19 protein-coding genes are annotated in these 22,643 nt (G+C 66.8%); 5 read left to right on the top strand and 14 right to left on the bottom strand.

Annotation, left to right across the window (positions count from 1 at the left end; all coding sequences use genetic code 11):
• Nucleotides 1-34 precede the first annotated feature (34 nt).
• Entirely contained in the window at nt 35-544 is a 510-nt protein-coding gene (locus tag B7G54_RS05315; RefSeq protein ID WP_085038399.1) for a GNAT family N-acetyltransferase, read from the top strand.
• A 294-nt stretch (nt 545-838) separates the two neighbouring features.
• Complete coding sequence (locus B7G54_RS05320; RefSeq protein ID WP_085038128.1) at nt 839-2,197, top strand: aspartate aminotransferase family protein; 1,359 nt, start codon at nt 839-841, stop codon at nt 2,195-2,197.
• 144 nt (nt 2,198-2,341) lie between these two features.
• Here B7G54_RS05320 and B7G54_RS05325 read toward each other — a convergent pair whose 3' ends face one another.
• A complete protein-coding gene (locus B7G54_RS05325; protein ID WP_085038400.1) occupies nt 2,342-3,526 on the bottom strand; it encodes a M20 aminoacylase family protein in 1,185 nt (394 codons plus the stop codon).
• Nucleotides 3,527-3,555: 29 nt separating this feature from the next.
• Nucleotides 3,556-4,788, bottom strand: a complete 1,233-nt coding sequence (locus B7G54_RS05330) for a diaminopropionate ammonia-lyase (protein WP_085038129.1) — start codon at nt 4,786-4,788, stop codon at nt 3,556-3,558.
• Nucleotides 4,789-4,946: 158 nt separating this feature from the next.
• On the opposite strand from B7G54_RS05330, the gene B7G54_RS05335 reads away from it, so the two are divergent.
• Nucleotides 4,947-5,423 carry an Lrp/AsnC family transcriptional regulator gene (locus tag B7G54_RS05335; RefSeq protein WP_085038130.1) on the top strand — a complete coding sequence of 159 codons (477 nt, stop codon included), beginning with the start codon at nt 4,947-4,949 and terminating at the stop codon, nt 5,421-5,423.
• Between the two features lie 71 nt (nt 5,424-5,494).
• Here the strand turns inward: B7G54_RS05335 and B7G54_RS05340 are convergent, their stop codons facing one another.
• From B7G54_RS05340 to B7G54_RS05370, 7 genes are all read right to left on the bottom strand, one after another.
• Nucleotides 5,495-7,219: a tannase/feruloyl esterase family alpha/beta hydrolase gene (locus B7G54_RS05340; RefSeq protein WP_085038131.1), complete on the bottom strand. Its 1,725-nt coding sequence runs from the start codon at nt 7,217-7,219 to the stop codon at nt 5,495-5,497.
• Between the two features lie 33 nt (nt 7,220-7,252).
• Nucleotides 7,253-8,401: a porin gene (locus B7G54_RS05345; protein ID WP_085038132.1), complete on the bottom strand. Its 1,149-nt coding sequence runs from the start codon at nt 8,399-8,401 to the stop codon at nt 7,253-7,255.
• A 61-nt stretch (nt 8,402-8,462) separates the two neighbouring features.
• Complete coding sequence (gene mhpT / locus B7G54_RS05350) at nt 8,463-9,668, bottom strand: 3-(3-hydroxy-phenyl)propionate transporter MhpT (protein WP_085038133.1); 1,206 nt, start codon at nt 9,666-9,668, stop codon at nt 8,463-8,465.
• 211 nt (nt 9,669-9,879) lie between these two features.
• Nucleotides 9,880-11,781, bottom strand: a complete 1,902-nt coding sequence (locus tag B7G54_RS05355) for a feruloyl-CoA synthase (protein WP_085038134.1) — start codon at nt 11,779-11,781, stop codon at nt 9,880-9,882.
• Nucleotides 11,778-13,226: an aldehyde dehydrogenase gene (locus tag B7G54_RS05360; RefSeq protein WP_085038135.1), complete on the bottom strand. Its 1,449-nt coding sequence runs from the start codon at nt 13,224-13,226 to the stop codon at nt 11,778-11,780. Before B7G54_RS05360 ends, B7G54_RS05355 begins: the two co-directional genes overlap by 4 nt.
• A 71-nt stretch (nt 13,227-13,297) precedes the next feature.
• Nucleotides 13,298-14,128 (bottom strand): p-hydroxycinnamoyl CoA hydratase/lyase, encoded by an 831-nt coding sequence (locus B7G54_RS05365; protein ID WP_069621703.1) that lies wholly within the window; start codon nt 14,126-14,128, stop codon nt 13,298-13,300.
• Nucleotides 14,129-14,363: 235 nt separating this feature from the next.
• A complete protein-coding gene (locus B7G54_RS05370) occupies nt 14,364-14,867 on the bottom strand; it encodes a MarR family winged helix-turn-helix transcriptional regulator (RefSeq protein ID WP_085038136.1) in 504 nt (167 codons plus the stop codon).
• 337 nt (nt 14,868-15,204) lie between these two features.
• Here B7G54_RS05370 and B7G54_RS05375 point away from each other — a divergent pair, with 337 nt between their 5' ends.
• Entirely contained in the window at nt 15,205-16,431 is a 1,227-nt protein-coding gene (locus B7G54_RS05375; protein ID WP_175130444.1) for a DUF6402 family protein, read from the top strand.
• 38 nt (nt 16,432-16,469) lie between these two features.
• The gene (locus B7G54_RS38510) at nt 16,470-16,802 is read left to right on the top strand and encodes a hypothetical protein (RefSeq protein ID WP_133059140.1); all 333 of its coding nucleotides are present in this window, start codon (nt 16,470-16,472) and stop codon (nt 16,800-16,802) included.
• A gap of 200 nt (nt 16,803-17,002) precedes the next feature.
• Here B7G54_RS38510 and B7G54_RS05380 read toward each other — a convergent pair whose 3' ends face one another.
• The 5 genes from B7G54_RS05380 to B7G54_RS05400 form a co-directional block, all read right to left on the bottom strand.
• A complete protein-coding gene (locus B7G54_RS05380; protein ID WP_085038137.1) occupies nt 17,003-17,914 on the bottom strand; it encodes an SMP-30/gluconolactonase/LRE family protein in 912 nt (303 codons plus the stop codon).
• Nucleotides 17,915-17,959: 45 nt separating this feature from the next.
• Entirely contained in the window at nt 17,960-18,979 is a 1,020-nt protein-coding gene (araH, locus tag B7G54_RS05385) for an L-arabinose ABC transporter permease AraH (protein ID WP_085038138.1), read from the bottom strand.
• A gap of 32 nt (nt 18,980-19,011) precedes the next feature.
• On the bottom strand, nt 19,012-20,574 hold the full coding sequence (gene araG, locus B7G54_RS05390; RefSeq protein WP_085038139.1) for an L-arabinose ABC transporter ATP-binding protein AraG: 1,563 nt from the start codon (nt 20,572-20,574) through the stop codon (nt 19,012-19,014).
• A 20-nt stretch (nt 20,575-20,594) separates the two neighbouring features.
• A complete protein-coding gene (locus B7G54_RS05395) occupies nt 20,595-21,608 on the bottom strand; it encodes an arabinose ABC transporter substrate-binding protein (protein WP_085038140.1) in 1,014 nt (337 codons plus the stop codon).
• Nucleotides 21,609-21,683: 75 nt separating this feature from the next.
• Complete coding sequence (locus B7G54_RS05400) at nt 21,684-22,613, bottom strand: Gfo/Idh/MocA family protein (RefSeq protein WP_085038141.1); 930 nt, start codon at nt 22,611-22,613, stop codon at nt 21,684-21,686.
• Between the last annotated feature and the right edge of the window lie 30 nt (nt 22,614-22,643).

Consider the following 22,643-nt stretch of genomic DNA (forward strand, 5'->3'; position numbering starts at 1 on the left):
CCGGCATGCACGCCTCTCAACCGGAACGCCCCCGATGACGATCACGACCCGCCTGCTCGATGCGGCCGACGCCGCCCGTTTCCAGACCCTTCGCCTGCGTGCGGTCGACACCGCGCCCACCTCTTTCCTGCCGACGCTCGACGAAGAATCGCAGGTGCCGGTCGACGAATTCGCGACGCGCATCACGCCGACCCGCGAGCGTGCGGTGTTCGGCGCGTTCGACGGCGACACGCTCGTCGGCATCACCGGCGTGCGCCGCGATGCGCGCGTGAAGATCGCGCACAAGGCAACGATCTGGGGCGTGTTCGTCGATCCCGCGTATCGCGGGCAGGGCATCGCGCAGACGCTGCTCGAAAGCGCGACCGCGCATGCGGCGCAGGCATGGCAATGCAAGCAGCTGATGCTGTGCGTGAACGAGGTCAACACAACCGCGGAGCGGCTGTATGCGTCGCAGGGGTTCGTCCGGTTCGGCACGGAACCGCGCTCGATGTTCTTCGATGGCCGCTTCTACGACGAGCACCACATGGTCAAGACGCTGGCGTAACGCGGTACGGCGGCGAACGGGCATCGTGAGACGCAGCCAGATGCGTCCTTGTGCCCGCTTCGTCCGCACCCGCCTCGACGCCAACGATGTGAGCACCCACCAACTTTCCATGCGATAAACTGGCCGGGCCGATCCGCGCCGGTTTATGCGCAAAAACTTTTAAAAAAATTTCTGCGCCTTGGCCCTGCCCAACGCTGTCGCGCCCACGCCAGCCCGCCTCCGTCATTCCGCCCCTGTTCATCCCCCCGGCGCCCGCGCTATCGTTTCCGTACGTTCACAGCCCAGGAGCTACCTTTGCCTTCCCGCCACGGAGTCGACCTCATCCGCGCCCGCGTGCTGTTCGATCGCGAGCGCCGCGCGTTCACCGAAGCCATGCCGATCTCCCGTGCACTATCCGCGGAAGCGTCCGAGCATCTGCTGTTCGGCGTGCCGTTGCACTGGATGCAGGACTGGTCGACGCCGTTCTCGCTGTATGTGAAGGAGGCGCGCGGCGCGACGTTCACCGACGTCGACGGCCATCGCTATGTGGACTTCTGCCTCGGCGACACCGGCGCGATGTTCGGCCACGCGCCCGAACCGGTCGCACGCGCGCTTGTCGAGCAGGCCACGCGCGGCTACACGACGATGCTGCCGAGCGAGGACGCCGCGTGGGTGTCACGCGAACTCGCGCGCCGCTTCAGGCTGCCGGTCTGGCAGTTCGCGCTGAGCGCGAGCGACGCGAACCGCTTCGTGCTGCGCTGGGCGCGCGCGGCCACCGGCCGCAGCACGATCGTGGTGTTCAACGGCTGCTACCACGGTACGGTCGACGACGTGTTCGTCGATCTCGTCGATGGCCGCCCCGTGCAGCGCGACAGCCTGCTCGGGCAGTCGTACGACCTGCTCGCGAACACGCGCGTCGTCGAATTCAACGACCTCGCTGCGCTCGAAGCGGCGCTGAAAGGCGGCGATGTCGCCTGCGTGCTCGCCGAGCCCGCGATGACGAACATCGGGATGGTGCTGCCCGATCCGGGCTTCTGGGAGGCGGCACGCGAGCTGACGCGCCGCTACGGCACGCTGCTCGTGATCGACGAAACGCACACGATCAGCAGCGGCCCGGGCGGCTACGCGGTCGCGCACGATCTTGAACCGGACATGCTGGTGGTCGGCAAGCCGATCGCGGGCGGCGTGCCGTGCGCGGTGTACGGTTTCAGCGCGGAATTCGCCGAACGCGCGAAGCAGGCGAAGCTGAACGCGCCGCCCGGCCATTCGGGGATCGGCACGACGCTCACCGCGAACATGCTCGCGATGCGAGCGACGCGCGCGACGCTCGCCGAAGTCGCGACCGATGCGGCCTATGCGCACATGTTCGAACTCGCCGCGCGGCTGGCGGCGGGGCTCGAACAGGCGATCTCGAAGCACGGGCTGCCGTGGTGCGTGACGCGCATCGGCGCACGCACCGAGTTTCAATTCGCGCCCGTGCCGCCGCGCAACGGCACGCTCGCCGGCGCCCAGCTCGACAGCGAGCTCGAACACATCGTGCACCTGTACCTGCTGAACCGCGGCGTGTTGATCACGCCGTTCCACAACATGATGCTCGTGTGTCCGCAAACGACGGCCGACGATGTCGACCGGCTCGTCGCGCAATTCGACGCGTGCCTCGGCGAACTGGTCTGATGCCGTGACGTTCGCGGCGGGATGCACATCGCTCGAGTGCGGCCGCGTCGCACTGCCTGCGCCGCCGCTCGTGTCGCTTGACGGTGAAACAGGCCGCCGCACGGCGAGCCGTTTCCCGTCGCAGGCGAATCGTGCAACGACGCGCTACGCCGCCTTCAACGCCAGCCGCGCCACTTCCGCGAAATACCGCGCCCCCACCGGCAGGATCTCGTCGTTGAAGTCGTAGCCCGCGTTGTGCAGCGGCACGCCGCCGCGACCGGCCGCGTCGCCGTTGCCGATAAACACGAAATTGCCGGGCACGGCCTGCAGGAACGCACCGAAATCCTCCGAGATCATCATCGGCTGCACGTCGGCGTTCACCGCATCCGCACCCGCGACCTGCGCAGCAGCTTGCACGGCCGTGCCGACCCATTCCGGCGAATTCACCGTCGGTGCGAACTCGTGCGTGTAGTCGAACGTGCAGGTCGCGCCGTGCGTGCGGCAGATCCCTTCGCTGATCTCGCGCATCCGCGTTGCCAGCAGCGCCTGCACGTCGCGCGAATAGCTGCGCGTGTCGCCCTTGATCGTCACGGTCGACGGCAGCACGTTGCGCAGCCCGTCGGTAATGAACTCCGTGCACGAGATCACCGCCTGCTGGCCCGGATCGAGATTGCGCGACACGATCGTCTGCAGCGCGAGCACGACCTGCGCGCCGATCACGATCGGATCGATGCCCATGTGCGGGCGCGCCGCATGCGTGCCGCGCCCGTCGATCCGGATCACGAAGTTATCCTCGCTCGCCATGATGCCGCCGGCGCGCGTCGAGAACGTGCCCGCGCGCATCCCCGGCATGTTGTGCGCGCCGAAGATCGCATCGACCGGGAAGCGCTCGAACAGCCCGTCGGCCATCATCGCCTTCGCGCCGCGGCCATGCTCCTCGGCCGGCTGGAAAATGAAGCGCACGGTCCCGTCGAAATCCTTGCGCTCGGCCAGCAGCTGCGCGGCACCGAGCACCATCGACATGTGGCCATCGTGCCCGCACGCATGCATCTTGCCGGGCGTGCGCGATGCATGCTCGCGGCCCGGCGCATGCTCGGCGATGTTCAGTGCGTCCATGTCCGCGCGGATGCCGATCGCGCGCTTGCCGGTACCGGCCGTCAGGTTCGCGACGAGCCCCGTGCCGCCGATCCCGCGATGCACGTCGAGGCCGAGCGTCGTCAGGATGCGCGCGACGTAATCCGACGTGTTCACCTCCTCGAATCCCGTCTCCGGATGCTGGTGCAGATGGCGGCGCCAGGTCTTCAGTTGTCCCTGCAGCGTGCTTTCTTCGGTTGCGTCGGTCGGGTCCATTGCGTTCGCCTCGTCGGTCGTCATGTCGTTCAGGCGGCCACCGCCGTGCGGTTTAGCCAGTTGCGCTGCCGCGCGAGCACGGCGTCGGCCGTCTCGCCGACGCAGCGTCGGTACACGGACGGCGCCGTCGCGCCCTCCGTATTGATCGCCAGCACGCGCGAATGCGCGTCGAGCCCCACCTGCCGCGCGAGCGCAGGGTCGCGCATCAGCACCGCCAGCCCCGCGACGCCGGCCGCGCCCGATTCGCCGGCCACGAGCGGCACGTCGCGTTCGCTGCCGGCCGCGAGGCCGCGCATCGCCTGCACCGCGTCTTCGTCGTCGATCAGCATGAAGTGGTCGATGCACATCTCGAGGAAATCCCACGCAAGCGGCGACGCCTCGCCGCACGCGAGCCCGGCCATCACCGAATCGACGCTGCCGGTCGCCCTGGTCGCACGCCCTGCCAGCGCACTCTGGTACAGGCAGTCGGCCTGGCGTGGCTCGACGACGACGAAACGCGGCCGCTGCACGCCGTCGCGCTCCCAGAGATAGCTCGCGACGCCCGCGGAGAGGCCGCCCACGCCGCCCTGCAGGAACACATGCGTGAACGGCCGCCCGTCGTCCTGCGCCGCCTGCGCGGCCGCTTCGGCGGCGATCACGCCATAGCCCTGCATCACGTCGCGCGGAATCGCTTCGTAGCCGTCGTACGACGTATCCGACACGACGTACCAGCCGTTCGCCTGCGCGAGCTGCGCCGCGCACACCACCGACTCGTCGTAGTTCCCCGCGATGCGCACGATTCGCGCGCCGTACGCCGAGATCGCGCGTTCGCGCTCGGCGTCGACGTTCGCGTGCAGCACGATCACGCACCCGCAGCCGATCGTGCGCGCGGCGGCGGCGAGCGCGCGGCCGTGATTGCCGTCGGTCGCGCTGATCACCGTCAGGTCGGCCAGTTCCGCCGCGTAGCGGCCGGTGACGAGCCCTTGCGGATCGAGATCCTGCGTGCGCCGCAGGCGCTTCACGAGCCGCACCAGCGCGATCGGCGCGCCGAGCGCCTTGAAGCTGCCGAGCGGCGAACGGCACGACTCGTCCTTCACGCTGACGCTCGCGACGCCGAGCCGCGCGGCGAGATCGGGCAGCGCGCGCAGCGGCGTGCGCGCGTTGCCGACGAGCGGCCAGTGCGACAGCCACGCGCCGCTTTCGTCGGCCGATGCGATGTTCATCACGCGGCGCAGCGCGTGGGGATAGGCGGCGCGCGATGCGCGGGGGTTGGCGATCAGCATGGCGGGCAGCACTCCGTAAGTCGGTTCGGGTCGGGCGCGCACGGGTTGCACGCGCCGCCGGTTCGAAAAATAATATTGCGCACGCTGGTCAATAAAATCGCCAATTCGGCGGTCGCCACGCAAAAATTTCTCATTCTTTCGAGGCTTCACGCGCCATCATGACCACCCCACTCGATGCGTTCGATCGCAAGCTGCTGATGGAAATCCAGCGCGACGCGCAGACCCCGCAGAGCGAACTCGGCGTGCGCGTCAACCTGTCGACCGCGGCCGTGAACCGGCGCCTGAAACGCCTTGCGGACGACGGCGTGATCGAGCGCTACACGGCCGTCGTCGCGCCGGACAAGGTCGATCATCCGCTGACGATCGTCGTCAACGTCGAGGTCGAAAGCGAGCAGATCGACCAGCTCGACGCGATGAAGCGGACCTTCGAGCGCTGCCCGCAGATCCAGCAGTGTTACTACGTGACGGGGGAATGGGATTTCGTGCTGATCCTGGCCGTACGCAACATGGACCAGTACAACGCGCTCACGCGCGAGCTGTTCTTCGCGAACAACAACGTGAAGCGGTTCAAGACGCTGGTGAGCATGAGCCGCGTGAAGGTCGGGCTCGAAGTGCCGGTCGAACCGGGCGAGTGAGTGAGCGATTGCACACGTGAGGCGACCGGCATGCCATGGCGCACACCGGCCGCCTCCCATCGACGGCTACGTCAACGGCAGCTGAAGCTCGCCGCCGAATTCACGTCGCCCGAGCCGTTGTAGCGCGCCACCTGCGGATACGCGCACAGCGGCCGCGTGCGTCCCGCGCCCCACGACGCGGGCACATCCGCATTCGGCACCGCGTTCGTCGCATCGCGCGCGGCGGCCACCACCGCGCCGGGTGCCTGCCCCTGCTCGACCCACGCGACGAGCGGCGTCAGCAGGTCGAACTGGTCGGCCGCCGGCCCGCCCGAGCAGTGGTTCATTCCCGGCACCGGGTAGAAGCGCGCGAAATCCGACGCATCTCCGCCGTTCGCCTGCGCAACCCGTGCGTACCAGTCGCGTGTGTCGTCGAACGAGAACACCGGGTCGCCCGTGCCGTGATAGACGAGCAGCTTCGCACCGCGCGACTTCAGCGCGGACAGGTTGGTCTCGTCGGGCAGCGTCATGAACGACCACGCGGATTGCGTGTACACACCATTAGTCGCGAAAATCGCCGGCGCGTCGTTGTCCATGTCGAAACCGAGCGCGAAACCGGGCAGGTTCGCGAGCGTCGCGGCGGCTTTCGGCGGCGTCATGAATGTGAACGCCATCGCGGCCGGGTCGAGCGTGATCGAATTCGACTGCTTCCACGCAGCCCAGCCGCCGCCGGCGATGCCCGGATCGTACGGAAAGCCCGCGTAGAGCGCCGTGCCCGCGCTGTTGCGTGCGCCCGTGAACACGTTCCCGAGCGCGGTCTTTTGCGCGGTCGTCAGGCACGCGCCCGTACGTGTGCCGTTCGCGCAGGTCGGGATGTCCGATTCGACGCTGAAGTGCGCCTGGCACGCGGCGACGTCCTGCACCATCCCGTCGGCCGCACCGTCGAGCGCATCGCATTTCTCGAGGATCTTCGCGCCGACGAACTGCCGTTCCGCATCGTTGAAACCGCTGCGGATATCCGGCAAGCCGTTCGTTCCGGTCGCCGACGCGATCTTCGCGAACTGTTGCGCGCCGTACATCTCGCCGATCGCCGCCTTCGGCAGATGAAAGCCTGGATCGCCCGCGATGATGCCGTCGTAGTCGGCCGGGTTGCGCACCGCCGTGACCATCGCGTGACGGCCGCCGTTCGAGCAGCCGCCGAAATAGCTGCGATCGGGCGCCTTGCCGTACGCGAGCCGGATCACCTGCTTCGCCATCGGCGTCAGCGCGTCGACGGCGCCGTAGCCGTAGTCGATGCGCGCCTGCGGATCGATGCCGAACAGCGGGTTCTGCGCCGCGCTGTGCCCGGAGTCCGAGCTGATCACCGCGAAACCCTGGTTCAGCGCGTTGGTCAGCGGCCCGCCGCCGCCGATCTCGCCGGTCGCGGTCACGACGTTGCCGTCGAGGCCCCCGTTCGCCTGGTAGAAAAAGCGACCGTTCCACGCCTTCGGCAAGCGCATCTCGAAGCCGATCGCATAGGTCTTGCCGTCAACCGTGCTCACGCGCTCGTTCATCTTCCCGTCGATCACGCAGTGCTCGGCGATCGGTTTGCCGGCCACCGTGAGCGCGCCGGCGGCCGCGGTCGTCACCGACGTGAACGACGTGTTCGCATATGCGAGCTTCGCGGCGAGCGCGTCGCAGGTCTGCGCCATCGCGGCAGGCATCGCGGCGCTCATGTGCGTAGGCGGCGCGCTGATCGAATCGTCGCCGCCGCAACCGGCGAGCAGGGCGGCGGCGGACAGCGGCGCGATACAGAGGAATGCAGATTTCCTGTTCAAGATAACTCCCGTTGGGTTCGTCACGCCGGTGAATCAGAACATGTGCCGCACGCCGACCATCGCGCCGAGCTGCCCCATCCCTTCGCCGGGCGTCGTGCCGGGCCCGCCGCCGCTGACCGAGTAGCGCGCATGCGCGCTGTTCCACAGATACGACGATTGCGCATAGACGGCCGTGCGCTTGGTCAGCAGATAGGTCGCGCGCAGCGTCGCCATCGTCGCGCGCGTGTCGTGCGCGCTGTTGACGATCCGGTAGCCTTCGCCGTCGACGACGAAATCGGGCTTCACCGCATACGACGCGCCGACGAAGAACAGGTCGGAATGCGCGCCGGGCGCGGCCGGCGATCCGGTCGACACGCGCCGCCCGATCCAGCCCGCGCCGATCTTCGCGCCGGCCGCCTGCGCATACGCGCTCACGTGCGTGCGCGCATCCTTGCCGCCGCTGCTGGTGAAGGGAACGGGCGCCACGCCGTCGAAGAAGTTGGCGGCCGCGCCGGTGCCGCCGCGCTGTTCCTCGTACGACGCCGCCGCACCGAAGTACGCGCTGTCGTACTTGAGCATCACCGACCAGTTGCGGCACTGCACCGCGTCGCCCGGCACCTGCCCCGCGCACGTGCCCTGCCCCGGCGAGTTGCCGGTGCCCGCGCCGTCGCGGCCGAACGAATACGCGGCGCCGAAGGTCACGCCGCGATACGCGCCGACGTAGGTCACCGCGTTGTCGGCGCGGCCATTCGGCACGTACGCGTCGAACGAGCCGAGCCCGTAGATGTCGGGGCCGATGATGTCCGCGCCCTGCAGCGCGAGATAGGTCATCGTGTACTGGCGGCCGAACGCAAGCGTGCCGAAGCCGCTCTTCAGCCCGACGAACGCCTGGCGCCCGAACAACCGGCCGCCCTGCCCGAGATCGCCGCCGCGCACGTTGAAGCCGCTCTCGAGCGTGAATACCGCCTGGTAGCCGCCGCCGAGATCCTCGGTGCCACGCAGCCCCCAGCGCGACGGCAGCTCGCCCGTCACGCCCGGCATGCGCACGACGTGATCGCCGGCCGCGTTCGCGTGCGACACGTATTCGACGCCCGTATCGATGATCCCGTATAGCGTCACGCTCGACTGCGCATGCGCACCGGGCGCGGCGAGCGCGCAGCACGCGCCGGCGGCCAGCAGGCCGTTCCTTGTCTTCGTCTTCATCGTTGCGTCTCCAGACCTTGAGTAAGCGCGCTCTGACGGCGCGCATTGAAAAAACGAACCATCAGTCGCCTGCTTGCGGGCGGCGAATCAGCACGAATGCAGCAAAGGCCGCCACGAGCGTGACGGGAATGCTCGCGCCGATCACGACGGGTGCGCTGCGGCCCGCGGCCAGCAGCGTCGCGGCCGCGAGCGGCCCGACGACGGAACCGAGCCGGCCGACCGCCACCGCCGCGCCGACGCCGGTGCCACGCATCGCGGTCGGGTAGTAGATCGCCGCGAGCGCGTACAGCACCGACTGCCCGCCGACGACGAACATCCCCGCCGCGAACGCAGCCGCCGCGAGCGACGCGAAACCGGGCGCGGCCGCGAGCGCGGCGAGCGACAGCACGATCCCGATATACATGCCGCCCACCACACGCGACGCGCGCATCCGGTCGAGCGCCGCGCCGATGCCGAGCGCGCCGAGCCCCGCGCCGACGTTGAACGCGATCTGCACGAGGCCGACGTGCGCGCGGTCGAGCCCGCGCGAGGCCATCAGCGACGGCAGCCAGTTCAGCAGGAAGTACAGGACGATCAGCGTGCAGAAGTAGCTGATCCACAGCGCGACCGTCGACGTCGTACGGCCGTCGCCGAACAGCGTCCGTGCGACGCTCGTGCGCGCGGCCTGCGTGCCGGCGACGTCGAGATACGCGCGCGATTCCGGCAGGAACCACACCAGCAACGGCACGAGCAGCAACGGCCCCACGCCGCCGACGTAGAAGATGTGCCGCCACTCGGTGTCGCCGGCGAGCAGCACGCCGATCACGGACGCGATCACGCCGCCGAACGGGATTCCGCAGTACATCGTCGCGACCGCGCTGCTGCGCGAGCGCGGCTCGACCGCTTCGGACGACAGCGCGATCAGGTTCGGCATCGCGCCGCCGAGACCGATGCCGGTCAGCACGCGCACGACGACGAGCATCGCGAACGTCGATACCTGCGCGGTCGCGATCGACAGCAGCCCGAACAGTACGACCGATGCGATCAGCACGCGCTTGCGGCCGATCCGGTCGGCGAGCCGCCCGCCGAGCATCGCGCCCGGCAACAGCCCGAAGGTGCCCGCGCTGAACGCGATGCCCATCTGCGATACGGACAGCCCGAATTCGCGTGCCATCCGCGGCGCGGCGACGCCGACCGACTGCAGGTCGAGCCCTTCGAGGAGTGCGATCGCGAAACACAGCGCGAGCGTGGTCGCGACCGTGGATTTTTCCGCAACGTAGGTGTTCATCGTGTCTCCAGTCCCATGTCTTGTAATCGATCGGCCATGCAACGGCCGCCGCGCGCCGCCGCCGGCCAGTGGCGGGTCGGCGCGCGACGTCTCGTCCGAACGGCTGTTTTTATCAGGCAGCCTGATTCACTGGCCGCAAGCGTGCCTGCCGGTGTCGTGGCCGGCCGGTCGTTGTGCCTGCTTGTTGCTGCTTACTGCTCGCGCGTACTGCTTACGCGTAAATCACGTCAGGATCGCGTCGCGCCGGGTCGTACAGCGCGTCGATCGTCGCCGCGCGATGCTTCTGCACGGCCGCCTGGTTCAGCGAGCCCTTGTCGGTCACTTCACCGAGATCGAGCGACGGCGGCGTGTCGACCAGGCGGATCCGCGCGACGAACGTCGACCCGCCGCTCGCGTTCCGGTTCAGCGCGGCGAGCCACGCCGCGAACGCCGCGCGCACCGCCGGCGCGCGCAGCACGTCGGTCACGGACGCATCGGCCGGGAGCCCCGCCAGCGCACGGCAGGCATCGACGCGCGGGAACACCAGCAAGCCGATGTCGTCGCGATTGATTCCGGTGACGACCACGTCCTGCACATACGGCGCGCCGCTCGACACCGCGTTCGCGCGCAACGGCCCGACGCTGACGAACGTGCCGCTGCTCAGCTTGAAATCCTCGGTCAGCCGCCCGTCGAACAGCAGCCCGAGTTCCGGCCGCTGCGGATCGGCAAAGACGCCCGCGTCGCCGCTTCGGTAATAGCCTTCTTCGTCGAATACGTCGCGCGGATCGACGTCCGCATGCCAGTAGCCACGCATCACGTTCGGCCCCTTGAAGCGCAGTTCGTGCTTGCCTCCGCACGGCACGAGCTTCGCGTCGCAGCCGGGCGCGGGCAGCCCGATATAGCCGGCGCGCATCAGCGGCCCGGTCGTGAACAGGCACGACGGCGACGCCTCCGTCATCCCGAGCCCGGCCATGATCCGGATGCGCTCGCCGCAATGCGCTTCGGTCACGCGGTCGAGCCGGTCCCACGCGGCCTGCGACAGCCCCGCGCCGCCGAAGAAATACAGCTTCACGCGCGAGAAGAACGTCGCGCGCAACTCGGCATCGCGTTCGAGCGCGACGGTCAGCTCTTCCCAGCCCTTCGGCACGTTGAAGTAGATCGTCGGCGCGATCTCGCGCAGGTTGCGCACGGTTTCGTCGAAGCGGCCGGGCATCGGGCGGCCGTCGTCGATATACAGCGTGCCGCCGTTGTACAGCGCGATGCCGAGGTTGTGGCTTCCGCCGAACGTGTGATTCCACGGCAGCCAGTCGACCAGCACCGGCGGCTCGCGCGTGAGTTCCGGCATCGTCTGGCGCAGCATCTGCTGATTGCTGCACAGCATCCGGTGCGTGGTCGGCACGGCCTTCGGCAGCTTCGTCGAACCGGACGTGAACAGGATCTTCGCGAGATGGTCGGGGCCGACCGCCGCGTGGATCGCGTCGATCGTGCGCGCAACGGTGGCGAGCAGGCGCGACAGCGGCGCGGCGCGACCCTCTGCGTCGACATCGGCATCGCGCGCGACGATCAGCGCCGCATCGGCCGGCAACGTCGCGTCGAGCGCACGCGCGAACGGCGCGCGCTCGGCGACGAACACCGCGCCCGGCCGCAGCACGCCGAGCGTATGACGCAGCTTGCCGTAGTCGGTGGACACCAGCGAATACGCGGGCGAGATCGGCGAGTACGGCACGCCGGCCAGCATCGCCGCGAACATCAGCTGCAGATGCTCGAGATCGTTGCCGGACAGCACCGCGAGCGGACGCTCGGCCGACAGCCCGAGATCGACGAGGCCCTGGCCGAGCGCACGCGCACGGTCGAGCATCTGCGCATAGGTGATCTCGATCCAGCGGCCGTCGTCGCCACGCTTCGCGGCCAGCACGCGATCGGGATGCGCTTGCGCGCCGCGCACGAGGCAGTCGGTCAGGCGCGCCGGGTAGTCGCCGAGCGGTTCGCGCGAACGCAGGTACCACGCGCCGTTTTCCGCGCGACGAATCTCGGCCGCGCCGACGGCGACGGCCGCTGCGCGATAGCGCACGCCGCTCGTGTCGTTCACCGGCCCGCTGGCGAGCGTCGCATCATTCATCGTCGGCTCGCTCATATGGGATAGTGGCGCGGCGCGGTCTGCACGGTGATCCAGCGCAGCTCGGTGAATTCGGCGATCGACGCGCGGCTGCCGAAGCGGCCGTAGCCGCTCGCCTTCGTGCCGCCGAACGGCATCTGCGCTTCGTCGTGCACGGTCGGGCCGTTGATGTGGCAGATCCCCGATTCGATCCGTCGCGCGACCGCCATCGCGCGCGCGATGTCGCGGCTGAACACACTCGCCGACAAGCCGAACTCGCTGTCGTTCGCGAGCGCGACCGCTTCGTCGTCGCTGTCCGCGCGCAGGATCGTAACCACCGGCGCGAACGATTCCTCGCGATACAGGCGCATGTCGCGCGTCACGCCGTCGACGATCGCAGGCTGCATCGTGGCGCCTTCCACACGGCAGCCGAGCGGCAGTTGCGCGCCAAGCGCACGCGCATCCTCGACCAGCGACGCCGCGCGCGCGGCAGCCGACGCATCGACCATCGTGCCGAGCGGATGGCCGTCCAGCGGATCGCCGGCAACCAGCGTGCGCGCCTTCGCGACGAGCCGCTCGACGAGCGCATCGGTGATCGGCCGCGCGGCGATCACGCGCTCCGTCGACATGCAGATCTGCCCCTGGTTGAAGAACGCGCCGAACGCGATCGCGTCGACGGCCGCATCGAGATCCGCATCGTCGAGCACCAGCACCGGCGCCTTCCCGCCGAGTTCGAGCAGCACGGGTTTCAGGTGCGCGGCCGCGTGGCGCGCGATGATGCGGCCGACGTGCGTTGACCCGGTGAAGTTGATCCGCTTCACGTGCGGATGAGCGATCATCCGTTCGACGAGTTCGGGTGCATCGGCTGCCGCATGCGTGATCACGTTGACCACGCCGGCGCCGAGCCCCGCTTCGTCCAGCACCGCGCCGATCAGCGCGTGCACGCCCGGGCACGCCTCGGACGCCTTCAGCACGACCGTATTGCCGCACGCGAGCGGCATCGCCAGCGCCCGTGTGCCGAGGATCACCGGCGCGTTCCACGGCGCGATGCCGAGCACCACGCCGCACGGCACGCGCATCGCGAGCGCGAGATTGCCCGGTACGTCGGACGGAATCACGTCGCCGGCGATCTGCGTCGCCATCGACGCGGCCTCGCGCAGCATGTTTGCCGCGAGCGTCACGTTGAAGCCGAGCCAGCCGGGCGTCGCGCCGGTTTCGGCCACGCCGGTCTGCACGATCTCGTCAATGCGCGCGTCCATCAGGTCGGCCGCCTTCAGCAGCCGGCGCCGCCGCTCGGTCGGCGCGAGCGCCGCCCATGCGGGGAATGCGCGATGCGCGGCGTCGATCGCCGCGTCGGCGTCGGCAATGCCGGCCGCCGGCGCGCGCGACGCGAGCGCGCCCGTCGCGGGGTTGAAGCGGTCGAAGGTGCGGCCGTCGCGGGCGTTGCACCACTCGCCGCCGATCAGCATCCGTCTGTCGGTCATGTCGTCTCCTGCCTTGCCTGTCTCTTGCGATTACGCCGGCGGTGATGCCGGCGGCTGCGTCCGCGCTTGTATCAGCGCTTGTATGCCTGCAGGCCCGGCTTGATCGTCTTGTCGTCGAGGAACTGCTTCAGCCCCTGCTCGCGGCCGCGCTCCGGGTCACGCAGCTGCGCCTGGTCGAGCTTCGCATACAGGTAATCCTCGCACTGTTCCCACGTGAGCTCGCGCGAACGCTTGAAGCCATGTTTCGCCGCGCGCAGCACGACCGGGTTCTTGTCCATCAGACGCGCGGCGAGCGCGATCGTCGCGTCGCGCAGGCCGGCGAGCGGCACGCTGCTGTTCACGAGGCCCATCTCGGCCGCTTCCGCGCCAGTGAACGTGTCGCCGGTCATGATGTAGTGCAGCGCGCGGCGGTGCCCGACCGTGTCGGCCATCGCCTTGCTGACGAGGTTGCCCGGCGGGATGCCCCAGTTGATCTCCGACAGCCCGAACACCGCGTCGTCCGCCGCGATCGCGAGGTCGCATGCAACCAGCGGCGAGAACCCGCCGCCGAAGCACCAGCCGTTCACCATCGCGATCGTCGGCTTGTTGTACATCCGCAGGCGGCGCCACTGCCATTCGGACGCGTCGCGCCGCACCTTTTCCTGCAGCGCGTCGGAGCCGCCGTCGATCTCGCGGAAATATTCCTTCAGATCCATGCCGGCCGTCCACGCGGCGCCCGCGCCGGTCAGCACCAGCACCTTCGCCTCGTCGTCGAACTCGACCGCGTCGAGGACTTCCAGCATCTCCCGGTTCAGCGTCGGGCTCATTGCGTTGCGCTTCTCGGGGCGATTCAACGTCACCCACGCGATGCCGGCCTCCACTTTCACTTCAACGGTCTGCCAGCGGTTGTCGTACTTGCTCATGTCTGTTCCTGTCGTTCGTTTCCAGTGCGATTCGGTGCGCAGCCGTCCTGCTGCGGACGACCTCATTTAATATCAGGCTACCTGATATTGCAAGCGGCACGAGCGCCGGTGTAAACCCGGATCGGAACGCGGAGAAAGCGGCGGGGAAATCAGGGAGCAGCCGGGCGGCCGTCGATGGCGCGGACGAAGCGAACGCGGGCCGGGCGGGCCCGCGTCGTGAAAATCGGGGAAGCGGTCAGCCGCGCAGGTTGCGCGAGAACAGTTCGAGCGCGCGCTGTACGTGCGCGGCGTCGTCGGCCGAGATGTCGCCGAGCATGCGGGCCTCGAGCGGGCGCAGCACGGCTTCGCATTCGCGCAGCATCGCCGCGCCGGCGCCGGTCAGCGTCAGCAGGATGATGCGGCCGTGGGAAGGGTCGGCTTCGCGCGTGACGAAGCCCCGGGCGGCCATCACGCTCATCACCTCGTTCGCCGATTGCGGCGTGATCCATGAGCGCTCGGCCAGTTGCGCGTTCGACGATGCGCCGCGCGCCTCGAGCACCGACAGCGCCGTGTATTGCGCGAGCGTGATGCCGAGCGGTGCGAGCGCGTCGGTCATGTGGCGGCGCAGCAACCGGTCGAGGCCGCCGATCACGTAGGTCAGGCGCTGCTGCACGCGCGCCTTCGGCTTGTCGCCCGCGGCGCGGGCGGCGTTCTTCGCGGCGGGTTTCGAACGGACGGGCTTGGTCGGGGTGGAACTCATGGCGCGTGCTGGATGGAATTGCGGGCCATCTTACCAGCAGGTCGGCGGGCGAACGCATAGTCGCGACATCACTCTCAGCGTGCCTCCATGTTCTCGCGTGCCTCGTATAAGTACGAAATTATCGATCGGCACACTAATTAAATTACCAAAAACAATCGATTCTCATCTTGATAATGGTTCGTCACTTCGCGATGGGGTAAAAGAACGAATTCACTCCAATCCTCACTGGGTGGAGTGACTGCGATACTGAAACCAACAAGAGATAACATGAGACGAGGGTTTTGTTAATTACCAAATATTCCAAAACAGATAATTAATCCATTAGTGAAACATAATTATGGCTGATGTAAAAAAGATTCCTTACTATAGACCGCAAAAAGGGTTGCTAGGGCCAGAGTTGAAGAAGTACGAGGGCGCACAAGGATGCATCCCGCTTGAGACTCAAAAAACTGTATCAATCGATAAACTAGCTCCAGGCGAAAAACCGCCGCCATCCCCTCCACTACCACCAAAGCCGGTAGCGGAGCCGCCCAAAACCCGGAAGCAAGCAGAAGCACCGCAGCCGAAGCAACAGCCAAAGACCGAAGACCCACCAAAGCAAGACGAGGCCGAAGTTTGCGAGAATCCCCCACCCTTTGATTTGCAAGATGTAACTATTGCGATGGATAACTTGGGTTGGAGAGTCTCAGCCAAACTCGCCCGCATTTGGTTTGCGAGTTCCGAGCATATTTATAATGACAATGCCAAGTCAATTCAACCGGTAGACGGCGATAGCGTAACTCTTGGCTGGACGTTGAAATTTGGAAGTGTTCGCAGGAAATATGAAAAGCTTCTTGCCGAGGATATTTATCGAGACGCGGCCATAGTCGAAGCAAGAACAAAAATTCTTGCAAAAATCAACAAAATGTTCTCAGAAGACCGAAGAGCAAATCTCAATATCAATACGACTAAATTTTTGTCCGATATTCGTCATTTTCATATCGATTGGCAATTTCAGCTTGCTTCGATCAGCAATTGGGACACGCTCGAAAATCTCGCGCCAACCGACCTCACGGGAGCCTTGGCGAATTTTAATATATACGCAGCCATAGGCAATCTTGAGATCATTGGTGAAAAATATTTTAGATACGAGAAAACGAGCAATTTTTATTGTCTAAACGCCATCGGGAAAATTACGCATGTGTACGTTTACGTCAAAGATAACTACTCATTTAATGGGATTCAATATTTGGGGCATTGGAATAAGCGTGGCGTGATCATCGCGCCGGGACCTGTGATAAGCGGATCGGCGTCTAGTTCGCCAAAGCGTGATACTGATGTGGATATCTGGGTAAAAAGCATCAACAAGCCTGTGGACACGAGAAAAAGCCTTTTCGGGAAGTTCAAAGAGCCTGACGTGTTCTATCCGGTCTACAACTCGGACTACCGTCGATGGCGCGCCAAGCATCATAGGGGCGGAGACTTTATGATATATTCGAAACCCGTCTACCTGAAGCTGAAGAAGCCTGTTGAAATAAAACTTGGTGAAATATGCAGATTAGCCCCCCCCGAATCACTGGGCTAGCCATTCTTGTGTTTTTGCTGGTTGGCTTTTCCATTCACATGACCAGACCAAATTATGGTCGGTGTGATTTTTTTGAAAAAGAACTGAATGGGGGAAAGAAAGAATTTGGAGGTGCGGAATATTACGCAAAGTTGTGTGGCACGAATATTCGAAATGGACATGAAGTGAGACTTCAGCTTTTTGACGGGACTGGAGAATTGCGCGCTCAACGCTATTTTTCATATTACGTAAATTCGTCAACTGAGCGAGAACTGGTAGATGGTGTCGGCGGAATCGTATATTACGATAACTCGAGCAGTGATGTGATGCAGTTGCTTGCGATTCCGCCTACCAAATGGGATTGGATTCGCGCCCGACTACCTTTATTTTAATTGTGGTGATTATGAGCAAAAGAAAAGCCCCCGAACCTTCACAAGCCGGGGGCTTTCGTTGTTCTGTACCATTTCGGGTTGTGCTGCTGCTTCGCCCACGGAGGTAGCCACGTCTACAGCTCCCGTACGAACGGATGACCTTGCGTCACGTCGGCGTTACCCATTCCGCGATCACGTTTTTCGCGCGGCATGCCTGCCGTTCACACCCGCCATTCATCCAGTACGTGCCCCGCAAACCGCGCAGTCGGCAATCCCGCATACCGCGTCTGCGCGACGAACACGCCGCCTGCATCGGCATCGCTCGCCAGCGCGTCGTCGCTCAAGCCAACGCGCGCGCTCGTCACGTACAGACGGCCGCGGCCATCGAGCGCCGCGCAGCTCGGCTGCGTGGTCGGCACCGCGATGCGTTCCGTCTCGACACCGTCCGCCGCGTAGCGCACCACCCGCCGGCCGCCCCACTGCGCGTTCCACAGGCCGCCGTCGCGGTCCATCGTCGAGCCGTCCGGGTCGCCGTCCGCATCGGTCAGCCGCGCGAACGGCCGCACGCCGGCCACACCGGCGCGGCTGTAGTCGCACACGAGGATTTCTCGCACGAGCGAGTCGCAGAAGTACATCTTCGAGCCGTCCGGCGAGAACGCGATGCTGTTCGCGATCGCCGCCGCCGGCAACGCGAGCCGCTCCAGCGTGAGGTCGGCATTGAGCCGGTAAAACCCGCCAACCGCTTGCGGCGGCTCGCTACCCTCGTCCTTCATCCCGAACACGAACGCGCCGGACGGATCGCAACGCCCGTCGTTCAGCCGCGTCGGTAGATCGGGCTCGACGTCGACGATCCGCGTGAACGCGCCGCTGCGCAGGTCGAAGAACGCGAGATGCGTCGCGAGCCCGACGAGCAGCACGTCCGGATCGTGCGTCAGTGCGAAACACGCCAGCCGTTCGGGCATCGGCCAGTGCGCGAGGTCCGAACCGTCCGCGCGGCAGCGCCACAGTTGCGCGCCTTCGATATCCACCCAGTACAGCGCGTGCGTCTTGTCGCACCACGTCGCGCCTTCGCCGAGCGTGTTGCGGGTGTCCGCCAGCAGCGTCGCCGACGCGGCCGGATCAATCTGTTGCATTCCGTCTCCCGATATTTGTCGCATTCGCAGGCAGCCGCGCTTGCGTCAGATCTTCATCGCGCGCCGCTGGTTGCGACGATACTGGTCGAACAGCACCGCGAGCAACAGAATTCCGCCGCGTATCAGATATTGGTAAAAGGTCGGCACGTTCAGGAGGCTCATCGCATCCTGCACGGAGCCCATGATCAGCACGCCGACCAGCACGCCCGAGATCGTCGCGACGCCGCCCGTCAGCGACACGCCGCCGAGCACGCACGCGGAGATCACGCCGAGTTCAAGCCCGACCGACGTCTTCGGATCGCCGAGGCTCATCCGCGACGCGAGCATCACGCCGGCGAAGCCCGTCACGAGCCCCTGCAGCACGAACACGGTGATCTTGATGCGCATCACCGGCAGCCCCGCGAGCAGCGCGGCCTCGCCGTTGCCGCCCACCGCGAGCACGTTCTTGCCGAACACCGTCTTGCGCAGCAGGAAGCCGAACACGACGAAGCCGACGATGTTGCTCCAGATCGGATACGAGATGCCGAGGAACGACCCGCCGCCGAGATCGAAGAAGCGCTCTTCCGAGATCATCACCGCGTCGCCGTTCGACGTGATGAAGGCGAGCCCGCGCACGACTTCCATCATCGCGAGCGTGACGATCAGCGAGTTGATCCGCCAGCGCGCGATCAGCACGCCATTGACGAGCCCGACCGCGCCGCCCGCGAGCACGCCGCCCGCGATACCGAGCACGACGCTGTGCGTCGCGGTGATCAGCGTCGACGCGACGACGCCCGAAAACGCGACGATCGACGCGACCGACAGGTCGACCTCGCCGAGCGCGAGCACGAACATCATCGTCACCGCGATCGAGCCGATCAGCGTGACCGACAGCAGCAGGCCCTGGATGTTGCGCGGCGTGAGGAAGTCCGGCACGGTCAGCGACAGCGTCGCGAACAGCACGAGAAACACCATCACGATGCCGGAGCGGTTGATCAGCTGCCACATGCCGCCACGCGCCCGCACGGGCACGGCGGCGGCATCGGGGGACGGGGAAGTGCGTTGGGGTTGCATTGCCTGGCTCATTTCGTTTGCATCCGGTTGATCGTTGCGGGGCGCTAGCGCGGCAGCGCGAGCTTGATCAGCGCGTCGGGCGTCGCCTGCGCCTTCGCGACCTCGCCCGCGATCCGTCCTTCCTTCATCACGATGATCCGGTCCGACACGCCGATCACCTCGGCCAGGTCGCTCGACACGAGGATCACCGTGCGGCCCGCTTCCGCGAGTTCGTAGAACAGGTTGTAGATTTCCGCGCGCGCGCCGACGTCGATGCCGCGCGTCGGCTCGTCCATCAGGAACACGTCGATGCGTTCGGCCAGCCAGCGCGCGAGCACGACCTTCTGCTGGTTGCCGCCGGACAGCGCGCCGATCGGCGTGTCGCCGTCGCGGGTCTTGATCGCGAGCCGCTCGATGTAGCGTTGCGCGAGCTCGCGTTCGCGCCGCGCGTCGAGCAGCATCCGCGCCGGGCTGAAATGCCGGCGCGCGCTGATGTTCAGGTTGTCGGCCACCGACGCGATCGCGACGATGCCCTCCTGCTTGCGGTCTTCCGGGCACAGTGCGAGGCCGGCGCGCACCGCGTCGCGCGGGCTCCCGAACGCGACGCGCCGCCCGTTCAGCTCGACGTGCCCCGCGCTCGGGCGCGCGGCACCGTACAGCAGCTTCATCAGTTCCGAGCGGCCCGCACCGACGAGCCCGAAGAAGCCGACGATCTCGCCGCGCCGCGCGGTGAACGACACGGGCTCGGATAACCCGGGGCCCGCCAGCCCTTTCGCCTCGATCAGCACGTCGCCGGCCGTGCGCGGCCGGTAGCCGTACACGTCCTCGATCGAGCGGCCGACCATGCAGCCGATCAACCGGTCGCGGTCGAGATCGGGAACGGATTCGAACGTGTCGATGCGGCGGCCGTCGCGGAATACGGTCACGCGATCGCACAGTTCATACACTTCTTCCATCCGGTGCGTGACATAGATGATCGCGCGGCCTTCCGCGCGCAGCGCGCGGATGATCCGGAACAACTGCGTGGTCTCGCGCGCGGACAGCGAACTCGTCGGCTCGTCGAACGCGATCACGCGCGCGTCGCGCATCAGCGCCTTGCCGATCTCGATCATCTGGCGCTGGCCGATCGACAGATACTTCACCGGAATGCCCGGGTCGATATGCTCGCCGAGCCGCTCCAGCGCATCGAGCGCGCGCGCGGCGAGCGTGCGTTCGTCGACCACGCCGAGCCGGCTCGGCAGTTGCCCGAGCATCAGGTTTTCGGCAACCGTCAGCTCGGGCACCAGATGCAGTTCCTGGTAGATGATCGCGATGCCGGCCTCGAGCGCCGCGCGCGTCGACGCGAAGCGCTGCACCGTGCCGTTCAGCGTCAGCGTGCCGGCCTGCGGCTGGTTCACGCCGGACAGCACCTTCAGCAGCGTCGACTTCCCCGCGCCGTTCTCGCCCATCAGCCCGTGCACTTCGCCCGCGCGCACCGACAGCGACACGGCGTCGAGCGCACGCACGCCCGGGAACGTCACCGTGATGCCGTCGAGCGCGAGCAGCGGGCCGCCCGGCGGCGATCCGCCGGCATCGCTACCGGTGTCGCCGTCGTTGCCGGGTACGGCCGTCATCGTCTGCGTCGTCATCGCGTTCTCGCCTCGTGCGCTCAGATGCCGAGCTCGGCGCGCACGGCCTGCCAGTTCGCGCGCGTCATCAGCTTGCCGCTCGTCTGCGTGTCGGCCGGCGGCGTCTTGCCGTCGCGAATCCACTCGACGAGATTCTGCGTGCTGTCCTTGCCGTGGTTCGTCGAGCTGACCGCGATCGTCCCGAAGAAGCCGGTCGGCTCCTTCTTCTGGAATTCGGCGAACGCCTCGCCCGCACCGTTGATGCCCACGCCGATCACGTCGGCCGCCGGGATATGCAGTTGCTCGGTCGCACGCACCGCGCCGAGCACGGATTCCTCGTTCAGCGCGTAGACCACCCATTTCTTCACGTTCGGATGGCGCGCGAGCACGGGCGCTGCCGCGCTGAAGCCGCCTTCGTCGTCGGTCGTCTTCTGCGGCGCGTCGAAGATGTTCTCCTTGCGGAAGCCGTTCGCGATCAGCGCCTGCGTCGCACCGTCGGTGCGCAGCTTCGCGGTCGGCAGCTCGTAGTTCGTGATCCGCAGCGCGCCGACTTCCTCGGGCTTCCAGCCGCGCCGCTTCATCTCGTCGGAAATGGCCTGGCCGACCTGGTTGCCGATCTTGGTCGCCGACATCCCGAGGTGCGGCACGTTCGACAGCGGCTTGCCGGTCGAATCGACGAGCTGGTCGTCGACGGTCACGAACTTCATGTTGTAGCGCTTCGCGCGTGCGGCGATCGCCGGGCCGAGACGCACGTCCGGTGCGCAGATCACGAAGCCCTGCGCACCTTGCGAACCGAGGTTGTCGATCGCGGCCAGCACCTTCTCGCCATCGGGCGTGCCGATCTTCACGACCGAGAAATTCTCCTTCTGGCCGAGCGCAGCCGCGGCGTTCTGCTCGTTGATGAACCATGCCTGCTCGGGCATCTTCACCAGGAAGCCGATCTTCAGCGGCGCGTCGGCGCGCGCGGCGCCCTGCATGCCGAGCGGCGCGATGCAAAGCGCGGCCAGGAGCGCGCGCAACGTATGGCGGCGAATCGTGTGAGTCGTGCGGTTCATTCGGTGTCTCCTTGATATCGGCTTATGCCGTAATGATTCGTCGTGTGCGATCGCGCCGCAGCGCGTGCACATCGTTCAGCGGCCGAACGCGTCGGTCTGCACGCGCCGGCCGAACAGGAACGCGTCGGCGACGAGCCGCAGCGGCCGCACGTCGACGTCGCTTTCGCCACGCGCGATCAGCGCATGGAAGTGCGCATACAGCGCCGGATACTCGCGCTCCGGCCCGATCTCGACCGGCTCGCCGCCAATCGACAACTGCGCGCCGCCGCGGCTGATCGCGAGCACGCCGTCGGCCGTGTCCACCGCGATCTCCCATTGCTCGACCGGGCCGTGCCGCCAGTCGAATTCCGCGCGTACCGGCACGCCGTCGGTATCCATGCAGTCGAGTTCGGCGGCGATCGGCGTCTGCACGTCGCTCGGCACGATGAGCGTCGCCTCGCGCAGCACGAGCTCGCGCGGCAGGATCCGCGTGACGATCGACAGCGCGTTGATGCCCGGATCGAACACGCCGAGGCCGCCCGGCTCCCAGATCCACTGCTGCCCCGGATGCCAGCGCCGCACGTCTTCCTTCCAGCGCACCTGCACCGCACGGATCGCGCGCGTCGCGAGCCATGCGCGGGCGGGCTCCACCGCACTCGCGCAGCGCGAATGCCAGGTCGCGAACAGCGTGAGGCCGCGCTCGCGCGCGAGCGCCTCCAGCACGGCCACTTCGCCGAGCGTCGCGCCCGGCGGCTTCTCGAGCATCACGTGCTTGCCGGCCTCGAGCGCGGCGCGCGCCTGCGCGTAGCGCACCTGCGGTGGCGCGCACAGCGACACGGCGTCGAGCTCGCGCTCGGCGGCCAGCAGCGCGCGCAGATCGCGATAGTTGCGCACACCGGCGACTTCCGCGTGGCGGCTCGCGCATGCGGTCAACCTGAAGCCCGGTTCGGCGTCGATCGCCGGCAGATGCTGGTCGCGCGCGATCTTGCCGATCCCGACGACACCCAGCGAAACCTGATCACTCATCGTGCATGCCTCCTTCGCGAATCGTTCGGT

The sequence above is a fragment of the Burkholderia puraquae genome (assembly GCF_002099195.1).
GTDB lineage: Bacteria > Pseudomonadota > Gammaproteobacteria > Burkholderiales > Burkholderiaceae > Burkholderia > Burkholderia puraquae.

What these genes read in the sequence shown, in the direction of transcription:
- B7G54_RS05315 (WP_085038399.1), top strand. Translation starts at nt 35, where the DNA reads ATGACGATCACGACCCGCCTGCTCGATGCGGCCGACGCCGCCCGTTTC.
- B7G54_RS05325 (WP_085038400.1), bottom strand. Translation starts at nt 3,526, where the DNA reads ATGGACCCGACCGACGCAACCGAAGAAAGCACGCTGCAGGGACAACTG.
- B7G54_RS05330 (WP_085038129.1), bottom strand. Translation starts at nt 4,788, where the DNA reads ATGCTGATCGCCAACCCCCGCGCATCGCGCGCCGCCTATCCCCACGCG.
- B7G54_RS05335 (WP_085038130.1), top strand. Translation starts at nt 4,947, where the DNA reads ATGACCACCCCACTCGATGCGTTCGATCGCAAGCTGCTGATGGAAATC.
- B7G54_RS05345 (WP_085038132.1), bottom strand. Translation starts at nt 8,401, where the DNA reads ATGAAGACGAAGACAAGGAACGGCCTGCTGGCCGCCGGCGCGTGCTGC.
- mhpT (WP_085038133.1), bottom strand. Translation starts at nt 9,668, where the DNA reads ATGAACACCTACGTTGCGGAAAAATCCACGGTCGCGACCACGCTCGCG.
- B7G54_RS05355 (WP_085038134.1), bottom strand. Translation starts at nt 11,781, where the DNA reads ATGAGCGAGCCGACGATGAATGATGCGACGCTCGCCAGCGGGCCGGTG.
- B7G54_RS05360 (WP_085038135.1), bottom strand. Translation starts at nt 13,226, where the DNA reads ATGACCGACAGACGGATGCTGATCGGCGGCGAGTGGTGCAACGCCCGC.
- B7G54_RS05365 (WP_069621703.1), bottom strand. Translation starts at nt 14,128, where the DNA reads ATGAGCAAGTACGACAACCGCTGGCAGACCGTTGAAGTGAAAGTGGAG.
- B7G54_RS05370 (WP_085038136.1), bottom strand. Translation starts at nt 14,867, where the DNA reads ATGAGTTCCACCCCGACCAAGCCCGTCCGTTCGAAACCCGCCGCGAAG.
- B7G54_RS05375 (WP_175130444.1), top strand. Translation starts at nt 15,205, where the DNA reads ATGGCTGATGTAAAAAAGATTCCTTACTATAGACCGCAAAAAGGGTTG.
- B7G54_RS38510 (WP_133059140.1), top strand. Translation starts at nt 16,470, where the DNA reads ATGACCAGACCAAATTATGGTCGGTGTGATTTTTTTGAAAAAGAACTG.
- B7G54_RS05380 (WP_085038137.1), bottom strand. Translation starts at nt 17,914, where the DNA reads ATGCAACAGATTGATCCGGCCGCGTCGGCGACGCTGCTGGCGGACACC.
- araH (WP_085038138.1), bottom strand. Translation starts at nt 18,979, where the DNA reads ATGAGCCAGGCAATGCAACCCCAACGCACTTCCCCGTCCCCCGATGCC.
- araG (WP_085038139.1), bottom strand. Translation starts at nt 20,574, where the DNA reads ATGACGACGCAGACGATGACGGCCGTACCCGGCAACGACGGCGACACC.
- B7G54_RS05395 (WP_085038140.1), bottom strand. Translation starts at nt 21,608, where the DNA reads ATGAACCGCACGACTCACACGATTCGCCGCCATACGTTGCGCGCGCTC.
- B7G54_RS05400 (WP_085038141.1), bottom strand. Translation starts at nt 22,613, where the DNA reads ATGAGTGATCAGGTTTCGCTGGGTGTCGTCGGGATCGGCAAGATCGCG.